Source organism: Acidovorax benzenivorans, from assembly GCF_028680575.1.
Classification (GTDB): domain Bacteria; phylum Pseudomonadota; class Gammaproteobacteria; order Burkholderiales; family Burkholderiaceae_C; genus Acidovorax; species Acidovorax benzenivorans.
On record NZ_JAPCKI010000002.1, the window covers coordinates 81,960 to 98,716 of the forward strand.

Annotated in this window: 17 protein-coding genes; 12 read left to right on the forward strand and 5 right to left on the reverse strand. The window is 66.0% G+C overall.

From position 1 onward, the window contains the following. Positions 1 to 9: 9 nt before the first annotated feature. From narJ to OIN59_RS03870, 10 genes are all read left to right on the forward strand, one after another. Entirely contained in the window at positions 10 to 711 is a 702-nt protein-coding gene (gene narJ / locus OIN59_RS03825) for a nitrate reductase molybdenum cofactor assembly chaperone (RefSeq protein WP_274107259.1), read from the forward strand. Beyond that, positions 708 to 1,439: a respiratory nitrate reductase subunit gamma gene (gene narI, locus OIN59_RS03830; protein WP_274107260.1), complete on the forward strand. Its 732-nt coding sequence runs from the start codon at positions 708 to 710 to the stop codon at positions 1,437 to 1,439. Before narJ ends, narI begins: the two co-directional genes overlap by 4 nt. Before the next feature lie 25 nt (positions 1,440 to 1,464). Then, positions 1,465 to 2,409 carry a peptidylprolyl isomerase gene (locus tag OIN59_RS03835; protein WP_274107261.1) on the forward strand — a complete coding sequence of 315 codons (945 nt, stop codon included), beginning with the start codon at positions 1,465 to 1,467 and terminating at the stop codon, positions 2,407 to 2,409. Between the two features lie 36 nt (positions 2,410 to 2,445). Further along, a complete protein-coding gene (locus tag OIN59_RS03840; protein WP_274107263.1) occupies positions 2,446 to 3,123 on the forward strand; it encodes a carbonic anhydrase in 678 nt (225 codons plus the stop codon). Between the two features lie 100 nt (positions 3,124 to 3,223). Next, on the forward strand, positions 3,224 to 5,671 hold the full coding sequence (locus OIN59_RS03845) for an adenosylcobalamin-dependent ribonucleoside-diphosphate reductase (RefSeq protein WP_274107265.1): 2,448 nt from the start codon (positions 3,224 to 3,226) through the stop codon (positions 5,669 to 5,671). Next, positions 5,668 to 7,002 (forward strand): NnrS family protein, encoded by a 1,335-nt coding sequence (locus tag OIN59_RS03850; protein ID WP_274107267.1) that lies wholly within the window; start codon positions 5,668 to 5,670, stop codon positions 7,000 to 7,002. Before OIN59_RS03845 ends, OIN59_RS03850 begins: the two co-directional genes overlap by 4 nt. Positions 7,003 to 7,021: 19 nt before the next feature. Beyond that, positions 7,022 to 7,699 (forward strand): nitroreductase family protein, encoded by a 678-nt coding sequence (locus tag OIN59_RS03855; protein WP_274107269.1) that lies wholly within the window; start codon positions 7,022 to 7,024, stop codon positions 7,697 to 7,699. A gap of 34 nt (positions 7,700 to 7,733) precedes the next feature. Next, on the forward strand, positions 7,734 to 8,147 hold the full coding sequence (locus OIN59_RS03860) for a ribonucleotide reductase subunit alpha (RefSeq protein WP_274107271.1): 414 nt from the start codon (positions 7,734 to 7,736) through the stop codon (positions 8,145 to 8,147). A gap of 8 nt (positions 8,148 to 8,155) precedes the next feature. Further along, positions 8,156 to 8,749 carry a hemerythrin domain-containing protein gene (locus tag OIN59_RS03865; RefSeq protein WP_407655052.1) on the forward strand — a complete coding sequence of 198 codons (594 nt, stop codon included), beginning with the start codon at positions 8,156 to 8,158 and terminating at the stop codon, positions 8,747 to 8,749. Between the two features lie 260 nt (positions 8,750 to 9,009). Next, entirely contained in the window at positions 9,010 to 10,092 is a 1,083-nt protein-coding gene (locus OIN59_RS03870; protein ID WP_274107273.1) for an AbrB family transcriptional regulator, read from the forward strand. A gap of 28 nt (positions 10,093 to 10,120) precedes the next feature. Here the strand turns inward: OIN59_RS03870 and OIN59_RS03875 are convergent, their stop codons facing one another. From OIN59_RS03875 to OIN59_RS03885, 3 genes are all read right to left on the reverse strand, one after another. Beyond that, entirely contained in the window at positions 10,121 to 10,420 is a 300-nt protein-coding gene (locus OIN59_RS03875; RefSeq protein WP_100412684.1) for a BTH_I0359 family protein, read from the reverse strand. A 199-nt stretch (positions 10,421 to 10,619) separates the two neighbouring features. Continuing rightward, on the reverse strand, positions 10,620 to 11,792 hold the full coding sequence (locus OIN59_RS03880) for a DUF3108 domain-containing protein (RefSeq protein ID WP_274107276.1): 1,173 nt from the start codon (positions 11,790 to 11,792) through the stop codon (positions 10,620 to 10,622). 35 nt (positions 11,793 to 11,827) lie between these two features. Continuing rightward, positions 11,828 to 12,610, reverse strand: a complete 783-nt coding sequence (locus OIN59_RS03885; RefSeq protein WP_274107278.1) for an IclR family transcriptional regulator — start codon at positions 12,608 to 12,610, stop codon at positions 11,828 to 11,830. Positions 12,611 to 12,713: 103 nt separating this feature from the next. Here OIN59_RS03885 and OIN59_RS03890 point away from each other — a divergent pair, with 103 nt between their 5' ends. Together OIN59_RS03890 and OIN59_RS03895 are read left to right on the forward strand one after the other, a co-directional pair. After that, on the forward strand, positions 12,714 to 13,727 hold the full coding sequence (locus OIN59_RS03890; protein WP_274107280.1) for a fumarylacetoacetate hydrolase family protein: 1,014 nt from the start codon (positions 12,714 to 12,716) through the stop codon (positions 13,725 to 13,727). Between the two features lie 243 nt (positions 13,728 to 13,970). Beyond that, positions 13,971 to 14,948 carry a Bug family tripartite tricarboxylate transporter substrate binding protein gene (locus tag OIN59_RS03895; RefSeq protein ID WP_274107282.1) on the forward strand — a complete coding sequence of 326 codons (978 nt, stop codon included), beginning with the start codon at positions 13,971 to 13,973 and terminating at the stop codon, positions 14,946 to 14,948. Between the two features lie 89 nt (positions 14,949 to 15,037). Here the strand turns inward: OIN59_RS03895 and OIN59_RS03900 are convergent, their stop codons facing one another. Continuing rightward, positions 15,038 to 15,451 (reverse strand): VOC family protein, encoded by a 414-nt coding sequence (locus OIN59_RS03900; protein WP_274107284.1) that lies wholly within the window; start codon positions 15,449 to 15,451, stop codon positions 15,038 to 15,040. Between the two features lie 144 nt (positions 15,452 to 15,595). After that, entirely contained in the window at positions 15,596 to 16,618 is a 1,023-nt protein-coding gene (locus tag OIN59_RS03905) for a zinc-binding alcohol dehydrogenase family protein (RefSeq protein ID WP_274107286.1), read from the reverse strand. Positions 16,619 to 16,757: the final 139 nt, after the last annotated feature.

A 16,757-nucleotide genomic window follows, 5' to 3' on the forward strand; every position in this document is an offset into this window, starting at 1 on the left:
GGAATCACCATGTTCAAGAAGAACCCGACCTCCGTGCGCTTGACCCTGCGCGCCCTGGGCTACCTGCTGAGCTACCCCGATGCGCAGCTGCGCAGCGTGATGCCGCAGCTCATCGACGCGCTGCAGGCGGAGCAGGCCTTGACGGCCGACCGCATGGGCGAGCTGAAGGCTGTGTGCGAGCACCTGGCTGCACTCGACCCGCTGGAAGCCGAAGCCCGCTACGTGGACAACTTCGACCGGGGCCGCCAGACCTCGCTGCATCTGTTCGAGCATGTGCACGGTGACTCGCGCGACCGGGGGCCTGCGCTCATCGATCTGATGCAGACCTATGAAAAGGCCGGCCTGCAATTCCAGGCCGACGAGCTGCCCGACCACCTGCCGGTGGTGCTGGAGTTCGCATCCACCCAGCCGCCTGAAGTGGCCAAGGAGTTTCTGGGCGAAATGGCCCACATCCTCAACGCGCTGTTCAGTGCGCTGGTGGCGCGCAACAGCCCCTATGCCAGCGTGATTGCTGCGGTGCTCGAAGTGTCGGGCCAGCGCGTGCAGTCGGTGGCGCTCACGCCTGAGCCCCCCATGGACGAGGTCTGGGCCGAGCCCGAAGCGTTTGGCGGTTGCAGCACCCAGGGTCAGTCCAAGCCTGACCAGCCGCAGCCGATGCATTTTGTTCGTACCCCCCGCGCCGAGCGGGCACCAGAAGGAGTCTCCGTATGACCGCCTGGCTTGATACCCTGTTGTTTGGCATCTATCCCTATATTTGCCTGGCCGTTTTCTTCATTGGCAGCTGGGCGCGGTTCGATCGCGATCAGTACACCTGGAAGAGCGACTCATCGCAACTGCTGCGCACCGGCAGCCTGCGCTGGGGCAGCAACCTGTTCCACATCGGCGTGCTGTTCCTGTTCTTCGGGCACACCGTGGGCATGCTCACGCCGCACTTTCTGTATGAGCATTTCATGAGTGCGGGTGCCAAGCAGCTCATGGCCATGGTCTCCGGGGGTATTGCGGGCACGCTGGGCTTCATCGGCCTGTCCATCCTGCTGCACCGCCGCCTGTCGGATGAGCGCATCCGCGCCACGTCAAAGGTCAGCGACATCCTGATCCTGGTGCTCCTGTGGCTGCAACTGGCGCTGGGCCTGGCTACCATCCCGCTGTCGGCACAGCATCTGGACGGCTCCATGATGATGAAGCTGGCCGAGTGGGGCCAACGCGTGGTGACCTTCCGCAGCGGGGGTGTGGAGCTGCTGGCCGAAGCGGGCTGGATCTTCAAGGCCCACATGTTCCTGGGCATGAGCATCTTCCTGATCTTCCCGTTCACCCGTCTGGTGCACGTGTGGAGCGGCTTTGGCACGTTGGCCTATGTGCTGCGCCCCTATCAGGTGGTGCGTGCGCGCCGCTTGAACCTGCCCCCAGGCCATATGCAGTCGCAAGACCGCCGCGCCTGAAACCCACCGACCCAAGGAGCACACCATGAGCGGATGTGGAACCGGGAGCTGCGGATGCGGCTCTACTGAGAGCAGCGCGGCAGCCGCCCCTGCCAGCCTACTGACCCCCACGCAGACAGCGGCCTACGAGGCACTGGCAGCAACGGTGGCTGACGTGCCCCTGCAGGCCACGTCGGCACCCGTGACCGGCGGAGTGAGCGACGCGGTGGCTGGAATTGCACGCATCAACGGCGTGGCACTCAATGCTCCGCACGAGTTGCTGGACGAAGAGGCCTTGCGCCAACGCGCTTGCACCGAGCTGCTGCGCCAGGCCGCTCAGCAGGCGGGCTTGCTGTCAGCAGACGATGTGCCGGGCATCGAGGGCGCCATCAGCACGGAGGCCTCCAATGCCATTGAGCAACTGCTGGACCGCGAGCTGCCCATTCCCGATCCGTCGGAGGAAGCCTGCCGCCGTTACCACGAGGCCCACCCTGCGGCGCACGCCCAGGGCGAACGCGCCCAATTGCGCCATGTGCTGTTTGCCGTGACGCCGGGCGTGGATGTGAAACAGCTACGCCTGCGGGCCGAGGCCATGCTGATCGAACTGCGCTGCGCGGACGATGGCGGCGCCCAGTTTGCCAAGGCAGCAGCCCAGTGGTCCAACTGCCCCAGTGGCCAGCAGGGCGGCGATCTGGGCTGGCTCACTCGCGCCGATTGCGCCCCCGAGTTCGCCCGCGAGGTGTTTGGCAGCGCCGAGATCGGTGTGCTGGCACGCCTGGTGCACAGCCGCTTTGGCCTGCATGTGGTGGAGGTGGTGGCCCGCGACATCGGGCAGCAGCCCTCCTTCGAAGAGGTGCGCCAGGCCATCGCGCTCACGCTGCGCCAGCAGGCGTGGGTGAATGCGCTGCGCCAGTACCTGCAACTGCTGGCAGGCGCTGCCGTGGTGGATGGTGTGGCGCTGGACGCGGCCGACACGCCGCTCGTACAGTAGTTGCGCGGCACACCACCGCTACCCGATTGCCCGCCCATGCCCGACGAGTTGCTGGACCGCTTGCGCCGCTTTCACAACGACGCCTTTCCCCAGTACCGCGAGCAGTTCAAGACGCTGGTGGATGAGGGGCAGCACCCCACCACCTTGTTCATCGGCTGCTCCGACTCCCGCCTGGTGCCCTACCTGCTCACCGGGGCGGAGCCGGGCGAGTTGTTTTTGGTGCGCAATGTGGGGGCTTTCATCCCACCCTATGACGGATCACACGGCCACCATGGCACTACGGCGGCGATCGAGTTTGCCGTGCTCAACCTGCAGGTGCGCCGCATTGTGGTGTGCGGCCACAGTCACTGTGGGGCTATCAAGGCGATGTATGGTGAGGTCTCTCCCGAGGCGCCCAACCTGAACCGCTGGCTGGATCTGGGGCGCGAGGCCCTGTTGCCCATGCAGCCGGGCCCCGAGGTATTGCGCCGCACCGAGCAGCGCGCTGTGGTGCTGCAGCTTGAACGCCTCATGGAGTACCCCATGGTGCGCAGCCGGGTGCAGTCCGGCCAGATCAGCCTGCACGGTTGGCACTACGTGATTGAGGATGGTGAAGTTCATGTCTTCGATGTCCAGACCGGCGGTTTCGTGCCTGCGTCGCAGTCGGACCATAGCGGCACCGGCCCCTACCAGCCCTATGTGGAGCATGACGGGCAAGTGCTGGTGGATGAGTGATCTGCCGTCTGCTTGCCAGCAGCCATCATTCGGAGTGGAATGAGCGCTCCTTGACGGAACGCAACCCCGTTTCAGTGTGAAACCCAAATCATCGGCCCCCATGAAACGCGAACCCCAGCCCCCTCTTCACCTCGCCTCGTCCCTGCAGCCCATCAGCCTGGATGTGCTGCGCGAGAAATACCTCAAACCCGGCGAAACCACCGCCGACGAGCTGTACCAGCGCGTGGCGCGTGCCCTGGCATCGGTCGAAAAACCAGAGCTCCGCGAAAAATACGAAACGCTGTTCCTGGCCAACCTGAAGGCGGGTGCGATTGGCGCGGGCCGCATCATGAGCGCGGCGGGTACCGATATCCAGGCCACGCTGATCAACTGCTTTGTGCAGCCCGTGGGCGACTGCATCCAGGGTGTGGACGACGAGGGCTTTCCAGGCATCTACGAAGCGCTGCGCGAGGCCGCAGAAACCATGCGCCGGGGCGGTGGCGTGGGCTACGACTTCTCCCGCATCCGACCCAAGGGGGCGCAGGTGAAGGCCACGGCCTCCATGGCGTCGGGGCCCTGTAGCTACATGAACGTGTTCGACCAGTCCTGCTCCACCGTGGAGAGTGCAGGCGCGCGCCGGGGTGCGCAGATGGGCGTGCTGCGCATCGACCACCCCGATGTGCACGAGTTCATCACCGCCAAGCGCACGCCGGGCCGCTGGAACAATTTCAATGTCTCGGTGGGGGTGTCGGACGAGTTCATCCTTGCCGTCCAGAACAACGCGCCGTGGGAGCTGGTGCACAAGGCACGCCCTGGCGCTGCCCTGCTGGCCCAGGGCGCCCGGCAGCGCGCCGATGGCTTGTGGATCTACGCCACCGTGCCCGCGCGCGAGCTGTGGGACACGATCATGAAGTCGGCCTATGACTTTGCCGAGCCTGGCATCCTGTTCCTGGGCCGTATCAACGAAGACAACAACCTGCACTATTGCGAGGACATCGCGGCGACCAACCCCTGTGGTGAACAGCCTCTGCCGTCCTATGGCTGCTGTGACCTGGGCCCCATCATCCTCACCCGCTTCGTGCGCCACCCCTTCGGTTTTGGGGGCGTGGCCGCATTTGACTTCGACGCCTTTACCAAAGCAGTGGCGCTGCAGGTGCGCGCGCTCGATAACGTGCTCGATGTGACCTACTGGCCCTTGCCGCAGCAGCGCGACGAGGCCATGGCTAAGCGCCGCATTGGTGTGGGCTTTACCGGCATGGGCAACACCTTGGCCATGCTGTGCCTGCGCTACGACCTGCCCGAGGGGCGCACCATGGCCGCACGCATTGCCGAGTGCATGCGTGATGCCGCCTACGCCGCGTCTGTGGACCTGGCGCGCGAGAAGGGGGTGTTCCCGAAGTTCGACGCCAACGGTTATCTGGCCGAAGGCACCTTCGCCAGCCGCTTGCCCGAGTCACTCAAGACGGCTATCCACCAGCACGGCATCCGCAACAGCCACCTGCTGTCTATCGCCCCCACGGGCACGGTGAGCCTGGCCTTTGCCGACAATGCCTCCAACGGCATCGAGCCGCCGTTCTCGTGGATGTACAAGCGCAAGAAGCGCGAGTCCGATGGCAGCACCACCGAGTACGCGGTGGAAGATCACGCCTGGCGCCTGTACCGTGAGTTGGGTGGCGATGTGAATGTGCTGCCCGACTACTTCGTCTCGGCCCTTGCCATGCCCGCCGAAGGCCACATCGCCATGATGGAAGTCGTGCAGCCCTTTGTGGACACGGCCATCTCCAAGACGGTCAACATCCCTGCCGACTACCCCTACGAGGGGTTCAAGGACCTGTACCTGCAGGCCTGGCGCGCCAAGCTCAAAGGCCTGGCCACCTACCGGCCCAACGCCATCCTGGGATCGGTGCTGGAGACCCATGCAGCGCCTGAGCCAGCAGCCGTTGCCGCACCGCCTGTGGCTCCCCCCGCACCGCCGGTGGACCCCATGCGCACCGTGATCGAAAGCCGCCCCCAAGGTGGCCTCTCGGCGGTGGCCGAAAAGCTCGAATACTGGACACAGGAAGGCCACAAGACGCTGTACCTCATCGTCTCGTTCCTGCCGGTCCCCACGGGGGTTGGCAACGGCACGGTGGACCGTGCTATCGAGTTCTTCATGCCCGTGGGCCAGAGCGGCGAGTCGCAGCAGTGGATCACCTCCAGCATGCGCATGTTGTCGCTGGCAGCGCGTGGCGGCTTTTTGGAGCGGGCGCTGTCCGATATGCGCAAGGTGGCCTGGGACCGTGGCCCCGTGCGCTTGGGGCAACACCGCAAGGACGACGGCACGCTGGTGCCCATGTGGCACGACTCCGAAGTGGCGGCCATGGCCTACGCCATCCAGAACATCCTGGCGCGCCGTGTGGCTGACCCCGTGCAGCAGCAACTGCCGCTGGATGAGCCTGCTCCACCCCCGGTGGCCGTGCCGCAGGCCATGGCGGGCAAGAAGTGCAGCGAATGTGGCGCCCACGCCGTGATCCGCAAGGATGGTTGCGACTACTGCACGCAGTGTGGGCATCTGGGAAGCTGCGGGTGACCACCTCTCGGCCCACCATTCCCCTGCGCGTGGCATCCGGCAAACCCTCTGCCGAGGCGCTCGCACAGATGGACAGGCACTGGCGCTGGCGCTATGTGATGCTGGCCCCCCATCGGTTGGGCTTTCTGCTCGCCATGGTGGTGTTGGTGACCTCTGGGGTGTGGTGGGCGCTGGTGCAGGTGGATCGGTCCACCCAATGGTGGGGGTTGCCTGGCGCGTTGCCGCCCACGCTGGTGCACTCCGCCGTGATGGTGTTCGGATTCATCCCGCTGTTCTTTTCGGGTTTTCTCTTTACGGCGGGCCCCAAGTGGCTGGGCGTGGAGCCTCTGCCTGTCAATGCGCTGCGTTTTCCCTTGCTCGCGCAGGCTGCGGGCTGGTTGCTGTGGCTGGCAGGGGCCCATTGGCATTCCGCTCTGGCGCTGGCGGGGCTCGCGCTGGCCTGCAGCGGCCTGGTGTGGATGACTGCACAGTTTTGGGGCCGTGTGCGGCTGAGCCAGGCGCAAGACCAGCTTCATGCGCGCGTGATTGCCAGCGCCTGCCTGCTCGGCAGCGCCAGCGTGGTGGGGCTGTGGCTCAGCCTGGTGTTGGGCGCCCCCGCAGTGGCAAGGGCCTGGGTGTTCACGGGTCTCTGGGGGTTTGTGGTCGTGGTGTATGTCACGGTGGCACACCGCATGATTCCCTTTTTCACCTCCAGCGCCATGCCCATGGTGCAGGCGTGGCGCCCTTTCTGGGTGCTTTGGCTCATGCTGGCGGCGGCGCTGCTGCAGGTGCTGGCCGTGTGGCTCGAATGGGCCGGTGTATCCGCCAGTGCAGCGGGGCCCGCCTGGGGACTGGTGCATGGCTCGCTGCAGTTGGTGGTGGGGGGCGTGCTGGTCTGGCTGGCCTGTGTGTGGGGGTTGGTGCAGAGTCTCAAAAACAAGCTGTTGGCCATGCTGCACATTGGCTTTTTGTGGCTGGGAGTGTCCTTCTTGCTCGGTGGTGTGTCCGCGTGGCTGGCCTGGGGGATGGGCGTTGGCGGCCTGGGCTTGGGGGCCCTGCACGCGCTCACCATGGGGTGCCTGGCGTCGTTGATGCTGGCCATGGTCACGCGGGTGTCCTGCGGGCACAGCGGGCGGGCGCTGGTGGCTGACCGCATGGCGTGGTCGCTGTTCTGGTTGCTGCAAGCCGCGACTGTGCTGCGCATTGTGGCTGCGGTGCCGGGTATCCCCGGCGATGTGTTGCTCTGGTTGCTGCCGTTGGCCGCTGTGCTGTGGGCGGGCACCATGGGGGCCTGGGGCGTGCGCCTCGGCCGCTGGTATGGTTGCCTGCGGGCCGATGGTCGACCGGGCTGAGCCTTTTCAAGGACTTGCAATGGCTGTCATCCCTTGGCCTTTGAGCCACGTATCCAAACCGCCCACCTCCTCTCCGCGCACGCCGGTGGCGGACGATGTGGCGGGCATGGCGGCGGCGCTGATCCAGTCGCGCCAGACCATTCTGCCCAAGCGACTGGGCGCCCCGGGGCCCAACGCTGCCGAACTGGCGCAGATCCTCCATGCGGCGGCCCACGCGCCGGACCATGGCCAACTGGTGCCCTGGCGGTTTGTGCTGGTGCCAGAGGCTTCACGCCCCATGCTGGCTGACGTGTTTGCCCAGGCGCTGCTGGAGCGCGACCCTGAAGCCACCCCCGAGCAGGCGGAGCAGGCCCGCGAGAAGGCGTACCGGTCTCCCGTGCTGCTGCTGGCGGTGGTGGAGGCAGAGCGGGGCGATGCCGAGATCGACCTGGCCGAGCGCATCGTCTCTGCGGGTTGTGCCGTGCAGAACATGCTGCTGATGGCAACTGCGCAGGGTTATGGCTCGGCGCTGACCAGCGGCAAGGCCCTCAAGGCGGCCAGCCTGCGCGACCTGTTCCAGCTGGCGGCCTCCGAGCAGGCCTTGTGTTTCATCAGCATCGGCACCGTACAGTCGCGCAAGGCGGCGCGCGCTCGTCCTGCGGCGGGTGCCTATGTGAGTACGCTGGATGCCAAACGAGGCATAGTGCCTGGGTTCTGACATCCCGCCCATTTTTTGTTTGCGAGACTTCTTCATGGATATTTCCAGTTTTGACGACCTGTTGCAGGCTGCCCGCATGCAGCCGGAGCCGCAGCGCCTGCTGTTTGTCTTTGCGGCTGTAGAGCTGCCCGATGACGCCACCCCCGCTCAGCGCGCACGCTTTGAAGCCGGGCAGGGCGGTGCGCTGGTGCCGCTGATGTGTGTGGACAAGACGCCGCAGGAACTTGCTTCGTTCGACGCGCTGGTGGACGAGGCCCGCCAGTTCACGGCCCCTGGCCACGACTGGGCCATCGTGTTTGCGGCGGCCATGTCCGGCACGCTGAACAAGGCCCCCACCAGCGCCGATGCCGAGGCGCCTTTGCAGCGCATGGTGGACGCCATCAAGGGCGGTGCGCACGGCGCGTTCATCCCGTTCGACCGCCAGGGCCAGCCCGTGCGGTTTGGGTGAGGCGGGCCATGGCCTCTGCCCCCGCATCTGCACCGGTATCGGCGCCCGCCCCGGTCAGTGCCGCTCCACGCCATCTCCCGGGCTTCAGTGCGCCCGCTGTGGGTTTCGAGCAGCCCTTTGCCATGCTGGAAGCCTGCCACGAGCGCGTGCAGCGCACGCTGGGTTTGCTAGGCCGCTTGCGCGCCCATGTGCAGGCGCACGGGGCGGACAACGATGCCCGCCAGGCCGCACGCGATGTGCTGCGCTACTTCGACGTTGCGGCGCCGCTGCACCATCAGGACGAAGAACTGCATGTGTTCCCGCTGCTGCTTGCCGAGGCCACGCCCGAGGTCCGGGCGCTGGTCTTGCGCCTGCAACAAGACCACGTGGCCATGACGGCTGACTGGGCGGCAGCCCGGGTTGGCCTGCAGGCGCTGGTGGACGGAGGCGCCACGGGCTTCACGCCCCAGGACGAAGCGGCGTTTGACCGTTTTGCTGGGCGGTACGGCGCCCACATCGCAGCCGAAGAAGGCGCGGCCTACCCCGCCGCCGCTGCTTTACTGTCACCCGCCTCCCTCGCCACGATGGGGCGGGAGATGGCCGCCCGGCGTGGCGCTGTCTGATGCTATTAAAAATATAGCTGACGGCGCATATTCGACGGGCGCAATAGGCTGATATGGCTGAAATTCCGGCGATTGCTGCCCGGCAGAGACCTGACGCGCCCTGAAACGCCAGTGGGCGCCTTGTGCAGTGTGGCCGTTGCCCGGTGGCGATGCCTGCCGTTCCGTGTGGGCAGTGCCGCTGTGGCTGCAGGGGACGTTGCTCGCGCGATACTGCGGTGTTGCCCGCGCTGCTGGCGCGGCCTGTTTGTTCTCTGTTTCGTATGCGCCCCCTCTTTGTTGTTCGCACCCTGGCCACCCTTGCCCTGGCGTGGGCCGCTGCCGCTGCCTGTGTAGCCCTGCAGACCCCGCTGCCCTGGATGATCGGCCCGTTGCTGGCCACCTCCGTCGTGTCGATGGCTGGCGGGCCCACCGAAAGTTGGGGGCCGTTGCGCAATGCCGGGCAATGGACCATTGGCGCTGCACTGGGCCTGTATTTCACGCCCCAGGTGGTCGCGCTGATCGGTGGCCTGTGGTGGGCCATTGTGCTGGGCATTGTGTGGGCGCTGTTCCTGGGCTGGCTGTTTGGTGCGTGGTTGTACCGGGTGCACGCGCCACGCATGCATGGCGTGCCCGCCTCCATGCTGCGCGCCACCAGCTACTTTGCCGGTGCGATAGGTGCGGCGTCCGAGATGACCTTGTTGTCCGAGCGCGAAAACGCGCGCACCGATCTGGTGGCCGCCAGCCACAGCCTGCGGCTGCTGATCGTTACGGTGACCATTCCGTTCGCGCTGCAGTTCAGCGGCCTGCACGGCCTCGATATCCTGCCGCCCACGCTGCGGGTGGTGAACTGGTCGGGGCTGGCGCTGATGGCGCTGCTGACCGGTACAGGGGCGCTGCTGATGGACCGGCTGGGCCGCGCCAACCCCTGGTTCATGGGGGCGATGCTGGTGTCCATGGGCCTGACCATGGCGGGCCAGAGCCTGTCGGCAGTGCCCCAGGGCATGGTCAATGCGGCCCAGTTGGTGATCGGGGTGAGCCTGGGCGTGCGGTTTCGCGCGGAGTTTTTGCACACTGCGCCGCGCTGGCTGGCGTCAGTGGCGCTGGGCACCGTGGTGCTGATGGGCGTGTGCGCGCTGTTCGCAGGCGCCTTGGCCTGGGCCACGGGGCTGCCCTGGGTCACCTTGCTGCTGGGCACTTCGCCCGGCGGCATCACCGAGATGGCCATCACGGCCAAAGTGCTGCAGCTGGGGGTGCCGGTGGTGACGGCGTTTCAGGTGTGTCGACTGATTGCGGTGCTGATGCTGGTGGACCCGCTGTACCGGCGCATTTACCCGCCCGACGTAGATCAGGGCTCGGTGGGCTGAGCCACCAGGGCCGCGCTATCCCCGTGTGTCAGTGCACCACGACAGGGTTTTGCGCCAGCCCCGCGTAGCGGTCCAGTGCGTCTTCCACTTCTTCCTGGGTCGGCGTGTCGCGCTGCCAGGCCAGGATCTGCTCCTGGAACATCTCGGCCCAGGAACCGTCCAGGTACACCTCTTTGCCAGAGCGCTTGTCCACGATTTCAAAGCCGTGGCGCGCAAGCTGGGGGATGGCGGGGGCGGTGTCGTTGAGCACTTGGGCGCTCTTTTTCTCCACGGCGTCGGGCAGCATGTGGACCACCACGAAGGATTCTGAGTCGTAGAGCATGTGCATCGTGTTCCCCTTGTCGATATAAATGTCAGATGACAGCGGGTACGCAGAGTTCAAGGGGCCCGGGTAAAGCCCGTGGCTTTTGTCCCCCTGCTGCGTTGCAGTATTTCATGAAAAACGGAGCACGCCGGGTTCGTGGGGCTTTTTTGCCCGGATGGCGTTTGGGCGCAACACTCCGTGCGGCGCAAGAGGGGGCAAGTGCTCAGGGTGGGGCGCTGGCTCGCAGCTGCAGGTCGGCAAAATCCCCGTTGGCCTGGGTGAGCTTGATGCGCACCGGTAGGTAGCCCAGCCCTGGAGCCACCCAGAGTTCGGCCTTCTGGTCGTAGTCCTTGCGGGGCAGGCGCAGCAGCTTGAGTGCGGGCGTGGGCCCGGCGGGCAGGTCCAGGGTTTCGGGGCCTTCTACGGTGAAGGTCCAGCGGTCGGCGCTGCGGGCGCTCACGGTGGTCAGCGTGATCTGGGTGCCTGGCGCAAAGCGGCCTGGGTCTGCGGCGAGCATGGCGCCCAGCTGGATGAAGAGGCTCAGGCGGTCCTGCACGCCAGGGCCTGCTGCTGCCTCGGGCGTATTGGCGCTGAAGGTGACGCGGCCCTTGGCGTAGTCGAAATGAGCGGCCTGCTCGCTGCGGGATTTGTCGGAGAACTTTTCGGGCAGCAGACCTTGGGCCGTGACCGTGCCCACGCTGCGCTGTGTGCGGGTGCCTACCAGGAAAGCGCTGATCTCCTGGCGTGCCTCGTAGCGATTGCCATCGTGCTGCCACAGCAGTTCGGCACGGGCGCTGTAGGCAAACTTTTTGGCCTGGCCGCTCACATCGAACGCGAGCCGCGTGGGGCTGGGGATGCGCACGGGCGGTGGTGTGGTGCTGGCGCTGCGGCCGGTGCCCCCGGGGGGGCTGATGTCCACGCCCGAGCCTGGTGGGGTGTCTTCGACCGGTGGCGCCGGTGGCGCAGCGGAGGCCGGGGCGTCGGGTGCGGCGGCGGGGGTGGCTTGCGATGCGACCGGGAAGGCATCGGTGTCCTGCACGTCCGAGGCGGCACTTGCCACGGTGGATACGACACCAGCATCGGCAGGGGGGCTGGACTCGGCAACGGGGCCGGCCGCAGGCTGGGGGGGGGAGGCGTCAGTGGCGGGTGGATTCGGTGGGCGCTTGGGTGCTGCCACCTTTTTGCGGGCTGGCGGCAGGGGGGCTGTGGCTGTGGCGGGCAACGCGATCGGGGCGGCGTTTGCCGGTGGTGGGGGCGTCGCCGCAATGCTGCGCGTGCTGAATACACGGTGGGTCGGTTGTGCAGGGCTGTCCCACGCCAAGGGCACGCCACTGAGCACCAGCCAGTGCAGGGCCAGCACCAGGGCCGTGATGAGAACCAACGCGCGCCGTGGCATCTCGTCGCTGCTTGCGTGTGTGGGGTCGGGGGCCGTCAGGCGCTGCCCGCGCCCAGATCGCTGGACAGCTGGGCGGCGGCAGCGCGCAGCGGGGCATCGATGGCGCCATCCCATTCGGGGTCGAACGTGGCGATGGAGCCCAGCGTGGTGATGCCCAGCTCCAGGTGGCCGTCGGCGTCGAACACCGGCGCGCAGAAGGCGACGATGCCGGGCAGCAGCGTGTCCACCACGCGGGCCGCGCCGCGCGTGCGCACCTCGGCCAGCAGAGTGTTCACCTCGGCCATGGTCGCGGGAAGGTCGGTACGGCGCATCTTGACGGCGCGGGCCAGTTCCTCTTTCAGCAGCGGCGCCACCACCTCGGGCGACATGAAGGCCGCAAAACACCGGCCGGTGGCCGACGACAGCAACGGCATCACGTCACCCAGGCGCAGGTTGGCGGTGACGGCCTGGGGCGACTCCTCCCAGTGCACGATGGTGGCGCCGTGGTTGCCCCACACCGCCAGCGCGAGCGTATGGCCGATGGTTTCCATCAGCGCGGGCATGCGTTCACGGGCCAGGCGCACGCCATCGAGCCGCGTCAGCGACGCTAGGCCCAGCTTGAGTGCGGCGGGGCCGAGGTCGTAGCGTGCGGTGCGTGGGTCTTGCGTGACCAGGCCCAGGCGCTGAAAGCTCACCAGATACCGGTGCGCCTTGGCTGCGCTCATGCCCGCCGAGGCGGCCACATCCTTGAGCATCAGCGGTCCGCGCGAGCGCGTCAGCCCCTCCAGCAGGGCAAAACCCACCTCGACCGACTGAATTCCTGCACGTTCTTTGTCCATGTGCACTAAAATTTGCGAGTTTTGTTTAGTTAAATCAATTTACCCAAGCGTAATTCGTGTTGGGTGAAGACTTTCAACCCCTTGAGACAAAGGTCCTGCCACCATGAAACTCGCTACCTACAAAGACGGCTCGCGCGACGGCCAACTGGTTGTCGTCTCCCGCGACCTGGGCACGGCCCATTATGCGACCGGCATTGCCAGCAAGATGCAGCAGGTGCTGGACGACTGGGGCTTCATTTCGCCCCAGCTGCAGGACCTGTATGACCAGCTCAACAGCGGCCGCGCGCGCCACGCGTTCCCGTTCGACCCGGCCCAGTGCATGGCCCCGCTGCCACGCGCCTACCAATGGGCTGACGGCTCGGCCTACATCAACCACGTCGAATTGGTGCGAAAAGCACGCAACTCCGAAGTGCCCGAGAGCTTCTACACCGACCCTCTGATGTACCAGGGCGGTAGCGATGACTTCATCGGCCCCTGCGACGACGTGGTGGTGCCCAGCGAAGCCATGGGCATCGACTTTGAGGCCGAGATCGCGGTAGTGACTGGTGACGTGAAGATGGGCACCAACGCCGACCAGGCGCTGGACGGCATCCGCCTGGTGATGATTGCCAACGATGTGAGCCTGCGCAACCTGATCCCGGCCGAGCTGGCCAAGGGCTTCGGCTTCTTCCAATCCAAGCCCGCCACCGCCTTCGGCCCCGTGGCCGTGACGCTGGACGAGCTGGGCGACGCCTGGGACCACGGCCGCGTGAACCTCACCGTGCAGTCCACCTGGAACGGCCGCAAGGTCGGCATGTGCGACGCCGGCCCTGAGATGACCTTCCACTTTGGCCAACTGATTGCCCACGTGGCCAAGACGCGCAACCTGCGCGCCGGTTCCATCATCGGCAGCGGCACCGTGAGCAACAAGGGCGTGACCGACGCCAGCGGCCGCACCGAATGGCCCAAGGGCTACAGCTGCATCGCTGAAAAGCGCTGCATCGAGACGATTCAGGATGGCCAACCCAGCACCGACTTCATGAAGTTTGGCGACACCATCCGCATCGAGGTCAAGGGCAAGGACGGTGCGAGCATCTTCGGCGCCATTGACCAAGCCATCGCAGCCCCTGCGGTCTAAAGCGCCGACAGCTGATCGGTTGAATAGCTGAACCGCGCACCCCACACGCGGGTCGTTCCATCCCACCCGTTCGCGCTGGGCTTGTCGACGCCTGGGCGTTGCGGGAGATGGCTCTCGACGGGCGCAAAGTGTGAGGGCGTAGTCGTCGTTGGGCAAAAAAATACAAGCAAAAACAGGCTCTAGCGCTTATTAGATAAGCGCTAGTAGCTATCAATTCAATAGTTATCTATCGGAGACAACCCCATGCAACGCAGAACCCTCTTGTCCGCCCTGGCCGCCGCTGGCGCCGCCTCCGCTGCGCCCTGGGCCACTGCCCAATCAACCTGGCCCGACCAGCCCTTGCGCTGGGTGGTGCCCTACCCGGCTGGTGGCGGCACCGACGTGCTGGCGCGCACCGTGGCCGAAGCCATGCGCCAGACGCTGGGCCAGCAGATCGTGGTGGACAACCGCCCCGGCGCCTCCACCAACATCGGCGCGCAGATGGTCGCCACGGCCAAGGCCGACGGCAACACCTTCATGTCGGCCGACAACGCCGTGCTGGCCTACAACGAGCACCTGTTCACCAAGCTACCGTTCAACCCCGAAAAGGACTTCACCTACGTGGGCGGCATCAGCCGCTTTCCGCTGGCGCTGGTGGTGCACCCGGCGTTTGAAGCCAAGACGGTGAAAGAATTCCTGGCCTACGCCCGCGCAAACCCCGGCAAGCTCAACTACGCCTCGCCCGGCAACGGCTCGCCGCACCACTTGGCGATGGAGATGTTCAAGAACCGCACCAAGACCTTCCTCACGCACATCCCCTATCGGGGCGCCGCGCCTGCGCTGCAGGACGTGATGGGTGGCCAGGTGCCCTGCATGTTCCTGGACTTGGCGGCTGGCCTGCCCGTGATCACCTCGGGCAAGGTGCGCGCGCTGGCCATCGGCTCCGCCAAGCGCGTGGCCGCGCTGCCAGACGTGCCCACGTTGGCCGAGGCCGGTGTGCCCAACACCGAGGTGTTCGCGTTCCAGGGCATCCTGGCGCCCGCTGGCCTGCCTGCGGCCATAACGGCGCGCCTGAACGGCGACCTGAACAAGGCCCTGCTCAACCCCGCCGTGGTCAAACGCATGAACGACTTCGGCATGGAAGCCCTGCCCGGCACGCCCGAGCAGTTCCGTGCGATGGCGCGCGCCGAGTCCAAGCGCTGGGGCGAGATCATCAAGGCAGCAGGCGTGAAGCTGGACTGATCACAGGGCCCCAGGCGACCCCTGGGAGATCGTCCACAGGCTCCACGCTTTACCGGGCCCAGCCACCTCTGCCCTCGCAGGCTGCTGGCCTACGCAGGCTGGTGGCACACCGCCTCGATGTTGTTGCCTTCGGGGTCGATGACAAACGCGCCGTAGTAGTGCGGGTGGTAGTCAGGCCGCAGGCCGGGGGCTCCGTTGTCCTTGCCTCCGGCTTCCATGGCGGCGCGGTAAAAGGCATCGACCTGGGCCTGTGTTGCAGCCCGCCATGCCAGGTGGCAGCCTGTGGTGGCAGGCGGTCCGCCGTAGGGCGAGGGGCCGTCGATGAACCACACATCGGCCTTTTTGCCGTCGGGCTCGGACGCATCCGGGTAGGCAAAGCCCAGAATGTTCATGCCGTAATTGCCTTCAAAAGACAGGCTGTAGCCCAGTGGTGCGAGGGCGGCACTGTAGAACGCCTTGGCGCGGGCAATGTCGGTCACGCGGAAAGTCATGTGGTCGAGCATGGGGACTCCTGGTCAGGTTGTTGACCTTGTTTTATACATGAGTTACTGGTTTTAAACACAGTAATTCGTGCCAATAAACAAACCGCTACCCACGCCCCCATGCCCCTGCCGCCACCCCGTTCTGTTCATGTGGTCCTGGGGCGCTCAGTTCCACCCCTCCAGCACCAGCTTGCCCCGCGCCTTGCCGCTTTCGATGAGCGCATGCGCCCGCTTCAGGTTATCGGCGTTGATGCCCCCCAGCCGCTGGTCCAGCGTGGTGCGGATCAGCCCCGCGTCCACCAACTGCGCCACCTCGTTCAGCAGCCGGTGCTGGCCGATCATGTCGGCGGTGCCGAACAGGGCGCGCGTGAACATCAGCTCCCAGTGCACGGACACCGACTTGCGCTTGAACTTCGTCACGTCGAGCGACACCGGGTCATCGATCAGTCCGAACTGGCCTTGCGGTGCAATGGCCTCCACGATCTGGTCGAAGTGCGCGTCGGTTTGCGTGAGGCTCACGATGATGTCCACCGTGGGGCGGCCGATGCGGGCCAGCTCCTGCGTGATCGGCAGGCTGTGGTCGATGACATGGTGGGCGCCCAGCTCGCGCACCCAGGCCTGCGTTTCGGGGCGTGATGCGGTGCCGATCACGGTCAGGCTGGTCAGCCGCGCTGCCAACTGCGTGAGGATGGAGCCCACACCACCGGCGGCGCCGATGATGAGCAATGTCTTGTGGCTCGGCTGCTTGCCGGGCGCCACGCCCAGCCGGTCGAACAGCATCTCCCAGGCGGTGATGGCGGTCAGGGGCAACGCAGCCGCCTCGGCAAAGTCCAGCGACTTCGGCGCATGGCCCACGATGCGTTCGTCCACCAGGTGCAGCTCGCTGTTGGTGCCCTGGCGCGCGATGGAGCCCGCATACCAGACACGGTCGCCGGGCTGGAACAGCGTCACGTTGGGGCCCACGGCACGCACGACGCCGCTGGCGTCCCAGCCCAGCACCTTGTAGTCGGGGCCATCGCCGCTGCGCGAGCTGCTGTTGCGCACCTTGGTGTCCACGGGGTTCACTGACACCGCGCGCACTTCCACCAGCAGGTCACGGCCCGTGGGCGTCGGGTCAGGCAGGGTGATGTCGATCAGCGAGTCGGCGCGCCCGATGGGGCCAGCGTGGAGGTAGCCAATGGCTTTCATGAAAAGGTCCTGGGTCAAAAGAAAACAAACCGAACAGATGCCCGAATGATTGACTTGATCGGTTTCTTTTTAAATGGATCATCCTTTGAATAGATCTTCAAGCAATGTTTGAAAATGGCGCGTGCGGTGCGCCTTTGCT

Coding starts and splice junctions, on each gene's coding strand:
- OIN59_RS03895 (WP_274107282.1), top strand. CDS start 13,971: ATGCAACGCAGAACCCTCTTGTCCGCCCTGGCCGCCGCTGGCGCCGCC.
- OIN59_RS03875 (WP_100412684.1), bottom strand. CDS start 10,420: ATGCACATGCTCTACGACTCAGAATCCTTCGTGGTGGTCCACATGCTG.
- OIN59_RS03845 (WP_274107265.1), top strand. CDS start 3,224: ATGAAACGCGAACCCCAGCCCCCTCTTCACCTCGCCTCGTCCCTGCAG.
- OIN59_RS03860 (WP_274107271.1), top strand. CDS start 7,734: ATGGATATTTCCAGTTTTGACGACCTGTTGCAGGCTGCCCGCATGCAG.
- OIN59_RS03840 (WP_274107263.1), top strand. CDS start 2,446: ATGCCCGACGAGTTGCTGGACCGCTTGCGCCGCTTTCACAACGACGCC.
- OIN59_RS03855 (WP_274107269.1), top strand. CDS start 7,022: ATGGCTGTCATCCCTTGGCCTTTGAGCCACGTATCCAAACCGCCCACC.
- OIN59_RS03865 (WP_407655052.1), top strand. CDS start 8,156: ATGGCCTCTGCCCCCGCATCTGCACCGGTATCGGCGCCCGCCCCGGTC.
- OIN59_RS03905 (WP_274107286.1), bottom strand. CDS start 16,618: ATGAAAGCCATTGGCTACCTCCACGCTGGCCCCATCGGGCGCGCCGAC.
- OIN59_RS03835 (WP_274107261.1), top strand. CDS start 1,465: ATGAGCGGATGTGGAACCGGGAGCTGCGGATGCGGCTCTACTGAGAGC.
- OIN59_RS03885 (WP_274107278.1), bottom strand. CDS start 12,610: ATGGACAAAGAACGTGCAGGAATTCAGTCGGTCGAGGTGGGTTTTGCC.
- narI (WP_274107260.1), top strand. CDS start 708: ATGACCGCCTGGCTTGATACCCTGTTGTTTGGCATCTATCCCTATATT.
- OIN59_RS03880 (WP_274107276.1), bottom strand. CDS start 11,792: ATGCCACGGCGCGCGTTGGTTCTCATCACGGCCCTGGTGCTGGCCCTG.
- OIN59_RS03870 (WP_274107273.1), top strand. CDS start 9,010: ATGCGCCCCCTCTTTGTTGTTCGCACCCTGGCCACCCTTGCCCTGGCG.
- narJ (WP_274107259.1), top strand. CDS start 10: ATGTTCAAGAAGAACCCGACCTCCGTGCGCTTGACCCTGCGCGCCCTG.
- OIN59_RS03900 (WP_274107284.1), bottom strand. CDS start 15,451: ATGCTCGACCACATGACTTTCCGCGTGACCGACATTGCCCGCGCCAAG.
- OIN59_RS03890 (WP_274107280.1), top strand. CDS start 12,714: ATGAAACTCGCTACCTACAAAGACGGCTCGCGCGACGGCCAACTGGTT.